This is a genomic window from Streptococcus cuniculi (assembly GCF_001921845.1).
GTDB lineage: Bacteria > Bacillota > Bacilli > Lactobacillales > Streptococcaceae > Streptococcus > Streptococcus cuniculi.
In genome coordinates this window covers 126,834-140,431 of sequence record NZ_MSJM01000004.1, presented here as the reverse complement: position 1 = coordinate 140,431, position 13,598 = coordinate 126,834, and the positions used below count along the sequence as shown (strand labels likewise).

The 13,598-nt window shown below is 42.1% G+C and carries 15 protein-coding genes and 2 pseudogenes; 14 read left to right on the top strand and 3 right to left on the bottom strand.

From position 1 onward, the window contains the following. The first annotated feature begins 217 nt into the window (after window positions 1-217). The 5 genes from BU202_RS05455 to BU202_RS05435 all read left to right on the top strand — a co-directional run bounded on the left by BU202_RS05455 (window position 218) and on the right by BU202_RS05435 (window position 3,224). Window positions 218-1,228 carry a hypothetical protein gene (locus BU202_RS05455; protein ID WP_083605758.1) on the top strand — a complete coding sequence of 337 codons (1,011 nt, stop codon included), beginning with the start codon at window positions 218-220 and terminating at the stop codon, window positions 1,226-1,228. Then, on the top strand, window positions 1,225-1,416 hold the full coding sequence (locus BU202_RS05450) for a hypothetical protein (RefSeq protein ID WP_075104784.1): 192 nt from the start codon (window positions 1,225-1,227) through the stop codon (window positions 1,414-1,416). The genes BU202_RS05455 and BU202_RS05450 overlap by 4 nt, the downstream gene beginning before the upstream one ends. A gap of 53 nt (window positions 1,417-1,469) precedes the next feature. Beyond that, window positions 1,470-2,189, top strand: coding sequence for a pyrimidine 5'-nucleotidase PynA (gene pynA / locus BU202_RS05445; protein ID WP_075104783.1), 720 nt, complete (start codon window positions 1,470-1,472; stop codon window positions 2,187-2,189). Continuing rightward, window positions 2,179-2,565 (top strand): PaaI family thioesterase, encoded by a 387-nt coding sequence (locus BU202_RS05440; protein ID WP_075104782.1) that lies wholly within the window; start codon window positions 2,179-2,181, stop codon window positions 2,563-2,565. The genes pynA and BU202_RS05440 overlap by 11 nt, the downstream gene beginning before the upstream one ends. Window positions 2,566-2,648: 83 nt before the next feature. Then, window positions 2,649-3,224 carry a suppressor of fused domain protein gene (locus BU202_RS05435; RefSeq protein ID WP_075104781.1) on the top strand — a complete coding sequence of 192 codons (576 nt, stop codon included), beginning with the start codon at window positions 2,649-2,651 and terminating at the stop codon, window positions 3,222-3,224. A gap of 54 nt (window positions 3,225-3,278) precedes the next feature. On the opposite strand, the pseudogene BU202_RS10775 reads toward BU202_RS05435, so the two are convergent. The 3 genes and pseudogenes from BU202_RS10775 to BU202_RS05425 all read right to left on the bottom strand — a co-directional run. Then, window positions 3,279-3,398 (bottom strand): annotated as a pseudogene (locus BU202_RS10775) (hypothetical protein); the annotation flags it as partial. Next, window positions 3,392-3,716, bottom strand: a pseudogene (locus BU202_RS10595) (transposase); the annotation flags it as partial. The pseudogenes BU202_RS10775 and BU202_RS10595, both read right to left, overlap by 7 nt. Window positions 3,717-3,732: 16 nt before the next feature. After that, entirely contained in the window at window positions 3,733-4,623 is an 891-nt protein-coding gene (locus BU202_RS05425) for an AraC family transcriptional regulator (protein ID WP_075104780.1), read from the bottom strand. A gap of 159 nt (window positions 4,624-4,782) precedes the next feature. On the opposite strand from BU202_RS05425, the gene BU202_RS05420 reads away from it, so the two are divergent. From BU202_RS05420 to BU202_RS05380, 9 genes are all read left to right on the top strand, one after another. Next, on the top strand, window positions 4,783-6,288 hold the full coding sequence (locus tag BU202_RS05420; protein ID WP_075104779.1) for a family 1 glycosylhydrolase: 1,506 nt from the start codon (window positions 4,783-4,785) through the stop codon (window positions 6,286-6,288). Window positions 6,289-6,449: 161 nt separating this feature from the next. Continuing rightward, complete coding sequence (locus tag BU202_RS05415; RefSeq protein ID WP_075104778.1) at window positions 6,450-7,427, top strand: aldo/keto reductase; 978 nt, start codon at window positions 6,450-6,452, stop codon at window positions 7,425-7,427. Window positions 7,428-7,508: 81 nt separating this feature from the next. Then, window positions 7,509-8,099 (top strand): histidine phosphatase family protein, encoded by a 591-nt coding sequence (locus BU202_RS05410; RefSeq protein ID WP_075104890.1) that lies wholly within the window; start codon window positions 7,509-7,511, stop codon window positions 8,097-8,099. 1 nt (window position 8,100) lies between these two features. Then, window positions 8,101-8,940, top strand: coding sequence for a Cof-type HAD-IIB family hydrolase (locus tag BU202_RS05405; protein WP_075104777.1), 840 nt, complete (start codon window positions 8,101-8,103; stop codon window positions 8,938-8,940). Between the two features lie 54 nt (window positions 8,941-8,994). After that, entirely contained in the window at window positions 8,995-10,464 is a 1,470-nt protein-coding gene (locus tag BU202_RS05400; RefSeq protein WP_075104776.1) for a glycoside hydrolase family 1 protein, read from the top strand. Between the two features lie 16 nt (window positions 10,465-10,480). Then, complete coding sequence (locus BU202_RS05395) at window positions 10,481-11,917, top strand: 6-phospho-beta-glucosidase (protein ID WP_075104775.1); 1,437 nt, start codon at window positions 10,481-10,483, stop codon at window positions 11,915-11,917. Between the two features lie 143 nt (window positions 11,918-12,060). Then, a complete protein-coding gene (ldcB, locus tag BU202_RS05390; RefSeq protein WP_075104774.1) occupies window positions 12,061-12,798 on the top strand; it encodes an LD-carboxypeptidase LdcB/DacB in 738 nt (245 codons plus the stop codon). A gap of 79 nt (window positions 12,799-12,877) precedes the next feature. Next, complete coding sequence (locus BU202_RS05385) at window positions 12,878-13,219, top strand: DUF6429 family protein (protein ID WP_075104773.1); 342 nt, start codon at window positions 12,878-12,880, stop codon at window positions 13,217-13,219. Next, complete coding sequence (locus BU202_RS05380) at window positions 13,146-13,565, top strand: hypothetical protein (RefSeq protein WP_142354765.1); 420 nt, start codon at window positions 13,146-13,148, stop codon at window positions 13,563-13,565. The genes BU202_RS05385 and BU202_RS05380 overlap by 74 nt, the downstream gene beginning before the upstream one ends. Window positions 13,566-13,598 lie beyond the last annotated feature (33 nt).

The window sequence follows — 13,598 nt, the reverse complement described above, 5'->3', positions numbered from 1 at the left end:
AATCTAAATATATTAAGTCAAGAAAGAACGAGGCTGCTGGGAGAAATTCAAAAAAGAAAATTAGTAGATAGTTTATTACGGTTAACTATTGCAGTTAGTCGTTTTTATTTTATGAAAACTCATAGTAGGTTGTCTATAAATAAAATTTAAGTGGTATAATTAAGTAAAGTACAATTTATTCAGTAGTTTACACCACAAAAAACAGAGGTATTAGTGAATGGAAGAGGAAATCCTATATTTTGGGCCTGATGACGATGATTACGAGATTATTGATTTCGAAGATTATCAAACAAAACCTACAAAACTTGTTAATAAACTCCCTAATATTGCTAAACCGCTCTTAAGCAATGCAAATGCTAATTTTTCAAAAGTTGAAAAATTACTTTACACAGCACCTTCGTTCATAAATGCTGTAAAAGCAGCAATTCCTGAAGAGGCTTTACAAGCAGTATTAACTAATGACCAAAAACAGGCGATAGCAAAAGGAGCTTTAAAATTAATGACCAAGAAAGATGGTTCGTTAATGGCAACTTTATTGAATACAGAGTCAGGGAAAATTGCTGCGGCTGTACCATTGAAATCTGTAAAACTTGCACCTGAAATTACTCAAGCGTCTTCCAAATACGCTACTCAACTTCAAATGATACAGATAGCGGAGCAGATTGAAAATGTACAATTAGCGATTGAGGATGTTAGAAAAGGGCAAGAGTCAGACAGACTTGCAATAGCATATAGTTGTCAGCAAAAATTGTTACAAGCTAGGGAAATTGAGAATCCTCAACTAAGGACTTCCATGCTATTGCAAGTGATATCAGATGCTGAAGATAGTCGAAATCTTTTAATGCTTAGTCAAAAATCTAATGTTGCTTTTGTAAAAGAACAACCTGAGGATACATTTGGTAAGATTATTAAAGGATTTAAACCAGAGAAAATAGACGTTAAAATAAATGAGATTAGAGACGGTTTATCAGCAATTAATCTTGTATCATTATCAGCAGCAATGGCTTATACTGAATTGGGAGAAGAGAAAGCAGCTCAAAAGAGTCTTGAGTATTTTGGAGATTTTCTTAGCCAGACCTATTTAACTACACCTGGTTTGGTTGAGAGATTGGATATGCTTGATCCATCACCGACAAATTACTGGACTAAAGAACTTCCCAAAATTGAATCTTCAATTTTAGAATTACCAAATAATTTAAAAGAAATAGAAACTGAGGAGTTAGTATGATAAGCGGCAATACTTGTAAAAAATGTGGTAGAAACCTACCAACAAATTATAAATATAAGAAATGCGAATCATGTAGGAATAAAAGGATTGAAACTGCTAAAAAAGTTGTATTTGGTACAATTACAGTATTAGGAACTGTTGGTTCCATTGCTGTAACAATATTTTCAGGTGGAAAAAATAAAAAATAAATTACGCCCCCCTTTGTGAGCTTTGCACCCCCCTAGAAAGGAAAAATTCTATATTGTATTACAGATTTTTATTATTCGACCTAGACCACACCTTGTTGGATTTTGCGGCGGCGGAGGAGCTGGCTTTGACACAGTTTTTAGAAGCCATGGCGGTTGAGGATATGGAGGCGTTCAAAGCCTATTACAAGCCCATGAATCAGGCCATGTGGAAAGAGTTGGAGCAGGGGAATATCAGCAAGCCTGACCTCATCAATACGCGCTTTGCGCGTGCCTTTGCGCATTTTGGGCGCGAGGTGGACGGACGCGAGATGGCTTTGCTCTATCAAGATTTCATCAGCCAGCAGGGGCAGATCTTTGAGGGAGCGGTGGCCTTGTTGCAGGAGCTGCTAGATCAAGGCTATGAGCTCTATGGTGCGACAAATGGTGTGACCTACATTCAGGAAAATCGCTTGGCCCATTCATCCATTCAACCTTTTTTTAAGGACATCTTCATTTCGGAGCAGATGGGGACGAAAAAGCCAGAAGCCCTCTTTTATGAAAAAATAGCAGAGCAGATTTCAGGTTTTACGAAGGAGCAGGCTTTAATGATTGGGGACAGTTTGACAGCGGATGTCCAAGGTGGCAACAATGCAGGAATTGATACCGTCTGGTACAACCCAGATTCCTTGGAAAATCACACAAGTGCCCAGCCAACCTATCAGGTACAGAATTACCAAGAGCTGCTAGCCTTATTGGCAGAACATAAATCAGCAGGAGGAAAAAATGGAAGATAAATCCTTGCATGAAATTCGTGTCTTTGAAAATTTTGAAATGGTTTCATCGGAAAAAGGCCATGTGGTCGTGACGACCGAAGTGGTGGAAAAATCCTTGAACTATTACGGCTTTGCCCACGGTGGCTACCTCTTTACCCTTTGTGATCAGATTAGTGGTTTGGTTGCGATTTCGACAGGATTTGACGCCGTGACTCTTCAGTCCAGCATCAATTATCTTAAGTCGGGAAAACTGGGCGATAGGCTGGTCATTGACGGCCGCTGTGTCCATGATGGACGTACGACCAAGGTGGTCGATGTGACCGTAACCAACCAAAAACAGGAAGAAATCGTCAAAGCGACCTTCACCATGTTTGTGACAGGTGAGCACGGGAAATAAGTCTGAAATGCCCTCATCTAATATGAGTCACAAGGGAGAGAATTTGATGAATACATATTTTGGATCATAGGAAGATTTTATAAATGAAGTTTGATATTAAAGTAGTGGCAAATCATATTCTAAAAAGCGTTGGAGGAACACCTAAAGTTAATAGGTTTTATAATTCAAATAAGAGTCAGTTCATTGATATTTTTCAAAGTCAAGACAGTCCAATAAATACTATCAATACTTTATCAACAATAGGTTTGTCGACATATAGTATTGATAGAAAATTTTTTGATGGCTCAGAGTTGAGAGTAGAATTTATAGCGGCATCACCTAAAGAAAATACTCTATTTGCAAATGTATTGGCAAGTTGTTCCTTTAATATTATTTTTGGAACACATACTTGTTTTCCGGGTACTGTTTTTACTAATATATTAGAACAGTATTTTGATGGTATCAATATGAAGCATATTATGTTCGTGTCTCCGTTCTTGTGGGATATTGACGATCTTCTATTTGATGATAGAACTATTACATGGCTTATGGCGTTACCAATATCAGAAAAGGAGTTAGAATACTTGCGTAATAATGGGAGTGATCAGTTAGAACAATTGTTTGAAGAGCAACAAATTGATTTTTATGATTTGAATAGACCAGATGTTGTTTTTAGGTAAGGTAATACATTGACTAGTACTGGCACTTTGTCAACTGTAGTGGGTGACTTATAACTAAACACGAGAGGAGACGAACTTCGTTTTCTCTTTTTTGATGTTCAGGGCGAGGGAGATGCGTTTTTTAAAGTTGTCAAAGTTCCTGTAGCCAAAAGCATTTCGCTTGATGTCTTTAAATGATTCATTGCTCTGCTCATGTGTTGGACGATGTGGAAGCGATCGAGAACAATTTTAGCGTTTGGGAGTGAAACAGTCTGGGAATAGACTGTTTCGCCTGAGCCTAAAAATTGGAGAGCGAAGCAGTTTGATTAGAGGAATGTAGTTGCCAGACATGTCCATAGTGACAATTTTAACCTTTTCATGAGCTTCTTTCGAGTATTTGAAAAAGTAATTGCGAATAGTCGATTATCTTCTATTATCAAGAATGGTGATGATTTTCTTTGTATTGAAATCTTGGGCGATAAAGGCCAGTTTTCCCTTCTGAATTGAAATCTTAAGAAAGATTCGATACTTAGAGTCTCGGAGCGTTGGGATAGGGACCGACATAGTTTGGTTTCTTCTCAAGGCTCCTATAGGCTTTGGGTGTGAGATGATAGAGTTTTTTAAACTGACGGTTGAAGTTGGATAGGTTATGAAAACCGACTTCTGTAGCGATTTCCAAGATGGACTTGGTTGTGTTGGTCAATAGATCGCAGGCCTTGCTCAGGCGGACTTGAATGATAAAATCCGTACAAGATGAGCCAGTGTATTGTTTAAACATGGCCATGAAATGAGGCTTACTGTATCCGCTTAGTTCAGCCAATTGGGCAATGCTCAAGGGTTCCACATAGTGTTGGTTAATGAAATCAATGAGAAAACGCAGGGTTTCATTTTTCCGATACATATCGTTGGTATTCTTTTTGACTACGTACTGGTGGCAAAAGAGCAGGTAGACCAATTCATTGAGTTTGGCCTTGAGCATGAGTTCAAAGTAGGAATCTTCCTGCTTGATGAGCTCGATGATGGCAAAGAAGCAGGCCTTGATTTCTGAATAGCCAGGCATAGAGGGCTTAATACAGGGGACAAATTTGAACTGTCCATTTTGCAAGGGCTGGAGGTAGTGTAGACTGGCTTGGTCGACCATGGATTGGCCCAAGAAATCTAGATGAAAACGAAAGACGTCAAAGCGATGCGGTTCATCGACCTTTTCTAGCGGATGAATGGAGTGCATTCCGTTGGGGCGGATAAGGATGATATCACCAGCTTGACTATTGAAAAAATCAGAATCAATATGGAAGCGTCCGCTTCCTCGATGGATATAGTGGATTTCCATTTCTTGGTGCCAATGAAAGAGAATATCTGGTCGCTGGTTGATGACTTGTATTTCTTGAAAATAGCAGGGAAGTAGGGTGTTATCAGGCATAATCGTTCCTTTCAATTGTCTAGTATTAGTCTAGCAGGATTTAATAAAAAATCAAGTGAATGTCATAGGATAGTATCATTTTTTCAAATGATAATGTAAGAAATAGGTTTTGAATTATATTATTCTATGATTAATAAGAAAAAATGAGAGGACAAAAGAATGAAAAAAGAATTTCCAAAAGGATTTTTATGGGGTGGCGCAATCGCAGCCAATCAGGCTGAAGGTGCCTACAATGTAGACGGTCGTGGTCTAGTTCAGACCGATGTCACTACAGGTGGCTCTGTCGATACACCACGTTATACGACCTATATTGATAAAGATGGTAATCCAGGGAAAGTCGCGAGTATGGGTCACATGGGACATATCCCAGAAGGGGCTCGCTTTGCTGTTTTAGATGGCTATTACTACCCAAACCATGACGGAGTAGATTTCTATCATCGTTATAAAGAGGACATCAAACTCTTTGCAGAAATGGGTTATAGTGTCTTCCGTCTCTCGATTTCTTGGGCACGGATTTTCCCAAATGGGGATGATGCTGAGCCAAATCAAGCAGGTCTTGATTTCTATCGTTCTGTTTTTGAGGAATGCCACAAGTATGGCATTGAACCATTAGTGTCTATCTGGCACTTTGACACACCACTTTCTTTGGAAGAACGCTACGGCGGCTGGACAAACCGCAAGCTGATTGATTTTTACGTGCGTTATGCTGAGACACTCTTCAAAGAGTACAAAGGCCTCGTCAAATATTGGTTGACCTTTAACGAGATTAACGGGACACTTATGTTCATGGAATTTTCTGGAGATAATGCAACAGATAAGGAATACCAAGATGCTTATCAGCACCTTCATCACCAGTTTGTCGCTAGTGCACGTGCTGTCAAATTAGCACACGAAATTGATCCCGACTATAAAGTCGGAAATATGATTTGTGGAATTACCTACTATCCAGCGACCTGTGATCCTGCAGACATCTTGCTCAATGAGCATAAGTGGGAACAAAACATCTATTATTGCGGTGATGTTCAGGCTAAAGGGAAATACCCAACCTATGCACATCGTCTCTGGAAGGAACGCAATGTCACAGTCGAGATGACCGAGCAAGACTTGATTGACTTGCGTGAGGGGAAAGTAGACATGTATACCTTCTCTTACTACATGTCTAATAATGTGACGACCCATACTGGTCAAGACACAGTAGGCGGAAACTTCTCGCACGGAACAAGAAATCCTTACTTGACTTATTCTGACTGGGGCTGGGCTCATGACCCATCTGGACTTCAATACTATCTTGAAAAGATGTACGATCGCTATGAGATTCCAATGATGGTCGTTGAAAATGGTTTAGGAGCTTTCGATACCGTTGAAGAAGATGGCTCTATCCACGATGACTACCGTATTGACTACCACCGAGCTCATATCAATGCGATGGCAGAAGCGATTGCAAACGGTGTGGACTTGATTGCCTACACAACTTGGGGCTGTATTGACCTCGTCTCAGCTGGTACTGGTGAAATGCGTAAGCGCTACGGCTTTATCTATGTTGATAAGGACGATGAAGGAAACGGAACCTTTGAACGGACACCGAAAGATAGTTTCTATTGGTACAAGGAAGTATTGGCAACCAACGGTCAAAAAGCAATCGAAGAAGCCGAAGCTGGCCAGTAAAATGCTATAAAAAGGGAGTAGGACGAAAGTGCCTAACCTCGTTAAACATTCATAGATCTAACAGTTAGACAACCTGGTGGGTGTGAAACACGAAAGTCAATTTCTAGGAAATCACGACTTCTGTTTCACTCCCATTTTCATAGAAAGTAGGGTAAGATGGAATGGAATACAGTAAATTAGGGAATACAGGTTTAGAAGTATCAAAAATTTGTCTGGGTGGTATGAGCTTTGGTGACCCTAGCAAGTGGATTCACAGTTGGGTACTGGATCAAGCAGAGACCAAAACGATTCTCCGTAAGGCCTTGGATGTGGGAATCAATTTCTTTGATACTGCAAATGTTTATTCGCTAGGGACAAGTGAAGAGTACATGGGAAAGGTTCTTAAGCAGTCAGCACGGCGAGATGAAATCGTTCTTGCGACCAAGGTTCATGGACAGATGTTTGAGGGGCCAAATGGTGGCGGCTTGTCACGCAAACACATCATCAGTCAGGTGGACCAGAGTTTGCAACGCTTGGGAATGGATTACATCGATCTCTTGTATATTCACCGCTGGGATGATCAGACTCCGATTGAAGAGACCATGTCTGCCTTGAACGATTTGGTGCGACAAGGAAAGGTCTTGTATCTAGGGGCTTCTTCTATGCATGCCTGGCAATTCCAGAAAGCTCAGTATGTGGCTGATAAACATGGCTGGACACCGTTTTCAGTTATGCAAAATCACTATAATCTCCTCTATCGTGAGGAAGAGCGTGAAATGATTCCTCTTTGTCAGGATATGGGAGTAGGCTTAGTGCCCTACAGTCCCTTAGCGGCAGGACGGCTGGTTCGTGATTGGAATGCTCAAACAGAGCGCAGTCAATCTGATAAAGTTGCCCAGATGAAGTACGACCGCACGCAAACAGAAGATCAAAAAATTGCGGAGAGGGTAGCCGATTTGGCAGAGAAGAAAGGCTGTTCTCGTGCCCAAATTGCGCTAGCCTGGCTATGGAAGAAAGGTGTAGTAGCTCCAATTGTAGGTGTTACGAAAGCGCACTATTTGGATGATTATCTGGGTGCTTTTGATGTCAGCTTAAGCGATGAAGAGATGAGCTATCTCGAAGAATTGTACCTCCCACACCCGATTGTTGGGCACAGCTAAGAAATTCATTCCTCCCCGCAAAGACAGCTTTTCGAGGTGTTTGAACAGAAAGGACAGATAGTGGAAAAGTTTTTTTATCTTATGAGACATGGAGAAACCCTCTTTAACACACAAAACCGTGTGCAAGGCTGGTCGGATTCTCCCCTGACAGAAAAGGGCATTGCTCAAGCCCAAGCCGTTGCAGACTATTTTGCAGATAAGGGAATCGATTTTGAAGCGGTTTACAGCTCCACCCAAGAACGGGCAACGGATACAGCAAAAATTGTCGCTAAAACAGACAATGTCACGCAACTAAAGGGCATTAAAGAAATGAATTTTGGCCGTTTTGAAGCCCAACCTGAGATGTTATTGCCCCAACATCGACCAAATGCCACTTCCTTTGAAGATTTGCTCGTTCCATTTGGTGGAGAGGACATCATTGAAGTTGGCAAACGTGTCCGCCAGACACTGGTCGATACGATGGCGCATCATGAAGATCCTTGCTTATTTGTTAGCCATGGAGCAGCCATGTGGGGCTTGATTCAATTGTTGAACATTGAATTCCCGCCAAATGTATGGCTGAGCAACTGTGCCATTATGAAATGGACCTTGACTGATGAGAACTTGACCCTGATAGAAGTGACCCTTCCGGCTGAAGACTTCAAGGTGTATCCCTTTAAAGATGGAGAATAAGATGCAAAAAATCATTTTTCTAGATGTAGATGGGACGCTGGTAGACTATGAAAATAAGATTCCAGAGTCAGCGATTACAGCTATCCAACAGGCAAGAAAAAACGGGCATTTCGTCTATATGTGTACAGGGCGTAGCCGAGCAGAAATTCAACCTGAATTATGGGCGATTGGTCTGGATGGTCTAATTGGTGGGAACGGAGCATACCTCGAACATCAGGGGCAAGTATTGCTTCACCAGTCCCTTTCAGCAGCAGATAGCCATGCTATTGTCGACTGGCTGGAAGAAAGAGGCTTAGAGTTCTATCTGGAGAGCAATAATGGTCTGTTTGCAAGCAGGGGATTTGTAGAAAAAGCGAAACCCGTGCTTCAGACCTATATGCTACGCAAGGGACAAGTTGCAGAGGAAATCGAGCACTTGGAAGTGACAGAAGTGCTTCACGGCCTGGTTCTTGATGGAGAGTTGTATCGTGATGATGTCAATAAAATCAGCTTTATCTTAGATACCTATCAGGACCATTTGGATTCAAAACTTGCCTTTCCGCATCTCAAGGCTGGCACCTGGGGAGGACGCGGAGAAACAGCGCTCTTTGGTGATTTGGGAGTGACCAATATCACCAAGGACTATGCGATTGATATCCTCTTGAAGCATCTGAATCTGAGCCAAGAAGCGACTATTGCCTTTGGAGATGCCAAAGTTGATATTCCGATGTTGGAATATTGTGCCATTGGAGTGGCCATGGGAAATGGTGGACCAGAGATTTTAGCCATGGCAGACGTGGTAACAGATGATGTCAATCAAGACGGTTTGTACAAGGCCTTTGATAAATTAGGCTTATTATAATCATTTGTTTAAATCGATGACGAATCATGTTAGAAAATAGAAAGAGAAAGAAGAATGACCAAACAATTTCCAGAAGGATTTTTATGGGGTGGCGCAACAGCTGCTAACCAATTTGAGGGTGCTTGGGATGTGGATGGACGAGGGCCAGCTACCTCTGATACTTCAAGATCGGTATCGCCAGAAGAACGCAAGACTATGGCAGGATCTGAGTTTACCAGTCCTATGACCTTAGAAAAAGTCCAATTTGCCTTATCAGACACGGAAGGTCTCTATCCCAAGCGTTGGGGTTCAGATTTTTACCACCGCTATAAGGAAGACATAGCCTTAATGGCAGAAATGGGATTCAAAACATTTAGGCTGTCCATTGCTTGGAGTCGCATTTTTCCCAAAGGGGATGAGCAAGAGCCAAATGAAGCAGGTCTCGCTTTTTACGACCGAGTTTTTGATGAATTGGCAAAATACGGAATTGAGCCCCTCGTCACCCTTTCGCACTATGAATTTCCTCTTCATTTAGTGACCGAGTATGGTGGCTGGAAAAATCGGAAAGTCATCGATTTCTTCGTGCATTATGCCAAGACCGTCTTCAACCGCTACAAGGGGAAGGTACGTTACTGGCTCACCTTTAATGAAATCAATATTTTAGGCATGACGGGCTATTTGTCTGGAGGTCTCTTGTTTGAAGATGAGAAGTTGCACTTGGATGAAATGTACCAAGCGGTTCACCACCAATTTGTCGCATCGAGTTTAGCAACCAAAGCCGCTCATGAAATTGATCCTGATAACAAGGTTGGAATGATGTTGGCCCGAATGGAAGCCTACCCTGCGACCTGTCATCCTGATGATATCATGGAAGCCATCCACAAGGACCACGAAAATCTCTTTTATGCAGATGTGCAAGTGCGTGGCAAGTACCCAAGCTACATGAAGCGCTTCTTTAAAGAACATCAGATTGAACTCAAATTTGAACAAGGGGATGAAGAGGTTCTAAGACAATACCCTGTAGATTTCATGAGTTTTTCTTACTACATGACCTCGATTATTCGAAGTCCAAAATCCCAAAAAGACGGAGAAGCTACAGCTGGAAACTTGATTTTTGGGGAAGCCAATCCTTATTTGGAGTCGTCTGACTGGGGCTGGCAGATTGATCCAGTAGGACTACGAGTGACCCTAAATAAACTCTATGACCGCTACCAAGTACCACTAATGGTCGTTGAAAATGGACTGGGTGCCCTCGATGTGCTAGAAGAGGATAAAGCTATCCATGACGCCTATCGTATTGATTATTTAGAAAAGCATATCCAGCAGATGTATGAAGCAATTGAAGATGGTGTAGAACTTATTGGATATACTCCGTGGGGCTGTATTGATTTGGTATCTGCTTCCACATCTGAAATGTCCAAACGCTATGGCTTTGTCTATGTAGATGCAGATGACCAAGGAAATGGCAGCTTTGACCGTTACCGCAAGGATTCCTTCTTCTGGTATAAGGATGTGATTGCCTCAAACGGAGCAAGTATTTTATAAGGAAAGAGGAAGAAGAATGACCAAACAATTTCCAGAAGGATTTTTATGGGGTGGCGCAACAGCTGCCAATCAATGCGAAGGTGCGTATAACGTAGACGGCCGTGGCTTAGCCAACGTTGATGTCGTGCCGATTGGCGAGAATCGTTTTCCGATTATCACAGGTAAGAAAAAGATGTTTGATTTTGAAGAGGGGTATTTCTATCCCGCTAAGGAATCCATTGACATGTACCATCATTTCAAGGAAGATATTGCCTTGTTTGGTGAAATGGGCTTTAAGACCTATCGTCTGTCCATTGCCTGGACACGGATTTTTCCCAAAGGAGATGAGTTAGAACCAAATGAAGCAGGGTTAAAGTTCTATGAAGACCTGTTTAAAGAATGCCACAAGTATGGTATTGAGCCCTTGGTGACCATCACCCATTTTGACTGTCCGATGCACTTGATTGAAACCTATGGTGGCTGGCGCAATCGCAAGATGTTGGAATTTTATGAACGTGTCTGCCGCACCTTATTCACCCGTTACAAAGGCCTCGTCAAATACTGGCTGACCTTCAACGAAATCAATATGATCTTGCATGCACCGTTTATGGGGGCAGGTCTCTATTTTGAAGAAGGTGAAGATGAAGAACAGGTCAAATACCAAGCTGCCCACCATGAATTGGTTGCGTCAAGTATTGCTACCAAAATTGCCCATGAAATCGACCCAGAAAACAAGGTCGGTTGTATGCTGGCGGCAGGGCAATACTATCCAAATACCCCACATCCACGTGATGTCTGGGAAGGCTTGCAGTTAGACCGTGAAAATTACTTCTTCATCGACGTGCAAGCTCGCGGAGAATACCCAAACTATGCCAAGAAGATGTGGGAGAAAAAAGGCTTGACGATTGAGATGACTGAAGAAGACCTAGCTCTTCTTCGTGAGCATACGGTTGACTTTGTATCCTTCTCTTATTATTCAAGTCGTGTGGCTTCGGGTGACCCTGAGGTACAAGATAAGACTGCAGGAAATATCTTTGCTTCGATCAAAAATCCATATCTGGATAGTTCGGAATGGGGTTGGCAGATTGACCCACTAGGGCTTCGCATTACCCTAAATACCATCTGGGATCGCTATCAAAAGCCAATGTTTATCGTAGAAAATGGCTTGGGAGCAGTCGATGAGCCAGATGAAAATGGTTACGTAGCAGATGATTATCGGATTGAGTATCTAGCAGCTCACATCAAGGCCATGCGCGATGCTATCCATGAAGACGGTGTCGAGTTGCTTGGTTATACGACATGGGGCTGTATCGACCTAGTCTCTGCTGGAACAGGTGAGATGAAAAAACGCTACGGCTTCATCTACGTGGACCGTGATAATGAGGGAAATGGTAGCCTAAAACGCAGCAAGAAAAAATCCTTTGACTGGTACAGGGAAGTCATTGCAAGCAATGGTGAGAGCCTTGGCGATTAGTGCTGTTGCGTTAACAACATGAAGGAGCTGGCCGTGTGCTAGCCTCTTTTTGTATCTCTACTTTACGAAGAAGGGCATACGTGCTATAATGGCTATGATATCGTCAATAGCATAGAAATAGCATAACAGAGGAAGTGAGTAGTATGAAACATAAACAATTGCTTTGTTTGCTTTCCTTAAGTACCTTAGTATTGGTGGCCTGTGGGCAGGAAAAGGAGAAACCAGCAGACGAGACAAGCCCTGCACCTACCTCACAAGTCGCGAGTGAGAGCAGCGTATCATCTAGCGATGTGGCGCAGGAAACACTAGCGAATTCAGAAGAGAAAAAGGCTGCTTTCAACGGCTCTTATTACAGCGTTCAGGGCAAGTATGGCGAGGTTATCATTGTCAATAAAAAGCATCCCCTCTCAAGCGACTATGCGCCCGGTGAAATTCCAGAAGCCGTGTCTGCCTTTCGTGAGATTGTAGCCAAGATGTATTCTCTAGGCTACGATGTTTCAACGACCAACTACAGCGGTTTTCGTTCCTACGAAACGCAGGCCAATCTCTACCAATCCTACGTAGCAAACGACGGTAAGGAAAATGCCGATCGTTATTCTGCAAGAGCAGGCTACAGCGAGCACCAGACAGGCCTTGCTTACGATGTTTTAGACAGTAGTGGTGCGCTCCTAACAGAGCCTAAAGCGACCAAATGGCTGGCTGATCATGCCCATGAATATGGCTTTATTGTCCGTTATCTTCCTGAGAAAGAACATAGTACAGGCTATATGCCCGAATCTTGGCATATCCGCTATATCGGAAAAGAAGCGACAGACATCTACCAATCCGGTCAAACGCTGGAAGAATACTTCGGCGTGCCGGGTGGGGATTATGAAAATTAAAGAGTTGTATTTTGGAGGGAGGCCTGTCTACCCTCATTTAGTTGAAGGAAAGAGTAAACGTTTTCCAAGGAGAAAAAGTATGACACAGAAAATCCCAGCTTCACATGCAATAAAAGAATTAACCTTGCTTTTAGCTTATTTGACACATTTTTCAGAAAATGAACCCTTTGAAACTGCAAGGAGCTACCGTTCTTGGAAAGGATATGACTTCGATGTTTTAAATAGCTTAGATGAATTGGGCTGGATTGATCAAGGGAGTTTCCGCTCAAAATCTTTGTATTTAACAGACGAAGGACTGCAAAAGGCACAAGATTTGCTTGAGAAATACGGGATAGAAGATTGTCCCTTTGGTAGAAGATTTTTTAGCAAGCCATTTTCAAGAACAGAAGTTTCTGGAAAAGCAGTTTCAACTAACCGTTGAGAAAATGGCACAACATCTGCAGGAGGAGTCCTATGCGTTTGAATTTTATCTGGAACAAAGCTTGAAATTATTGATGAAATTTCCAAAAGAGTCACCTCTTATCCATGAGTTTTGTACGAACCATTGGGCATTCCCCTCAGCTAGAAAATTGTATATGAAGTCTTTAATTAAACGAGGGGATAGAGAGCAGGCCTTGATTTTACTGGAGGAGCTAGCTAAAAAAGATTCGGAGGTATTTACAGACTGTGCAATAGCATTAAAAGACCTCTACTTGCAGTTGGAAATGAAAGAAAAAGATGATGGACGAATTAAGCAGAGTGTGACTGCTTTCATAACAAAAAAGTAGGCTAGTCCTGCTTTTTTTGTTACAATAAGAATG